The organism is Mycobacterium sp. E3305, from assembly GCF_001666785.1.
GTDB lineage: Bacteria > Actinomycetota > Actinomycetes > Mycobacteriales > Mycobacteriaceae > Mycobacterium.
Genome location: NZ_LZJA01000136.1, coordinates 1 through 712, shown reverse-complemented (window position 1 = coordinate 712; position 712 = coordinate 1). Strand labels below are relative to the sequence as shown.

The 712-nt window shown below is 71.3% G+C and carries 2 pseudogenes; one reads left to right on the top strand and one right to left on the bottom strand.

The features are described from left to right. A pseudogene (locus A5701_RS12765) lies at nt 1-579 on the top strand (condensation domain-containing protein); the annotation flags it as partial. Nucleotides 580-609: 30 nt separating this feature from the next. Here the strand turns inward: A5701_RS12765 and A5701_RS28880 are convergent. After that, a pseudogene (locus tag A5701_RS28880) lies at nt 610-681 on the bottom strand (hypothetical protein); the annotation flags it as partial. Between the last annotated feature and the right edge of the window lie 31 nt (nt 682-712).

Sequence of the window (712 nt, the reverse complement as noted above, 5' to 3'; positions counted from 1 at the left end):
CGGCTGGCGGAGGCGGTCGAGGACGTGGCGCACTACGCGTTCGACCTCGGTGCCGAAATCCCCCTGCGCGCTTGGCTTTTCCGCACGGGCGAAGACGAGCACGTGTTGGTGTCGGTGCTGCACCATATCGCCGCGGATGGATTGTCGCTCACCCCGCTGGTGCGGGATCTCGGGGTGGCCTACGCCAGCCGGTCCGCCGGCGAAGCCCCCGGGTGGACGCCGCTTTCGGTGCAGTACGCCGACTACACGCTGTGGCAACGCGACCAGTTCGGCGACCTGGACGACCCGGACAGCCCCATCGCCGGGCAGCTGCGGTTCTGGGAACACAATCTCGCCGGGATGCCCGAGCGGTTGGTGCTGCCCACCGACCGGCCCTACCCGCTGGTGGCCGACCACCGCGGGGCCACCGTCAGCGTGCGGTGGCCGGCCGAGCTGCAACAGCGGGTGCGCGAGGTGGCGCGGACCCACAACGCGACCAGTTTCATGGTGGTCCAGGCCGCGCTGGCGGTGCTGCTGTCGACCATGAGCGGAAGCAGCGAGGTGGCCGTCGGCTTCCCGATCGCCGGCCGGCGCGACCCGCAGCACCAGCGTGTTGACGAAGAAGCCCACCACGTCGTCGAGCAGCGGGTCGCGCCGGCCGGCGATCGGGAAGCCGACGGCCACCTCGCTGCTTCCGCTCATGGTCGACAGCAGCACCGCCAGCGCGGCCTGG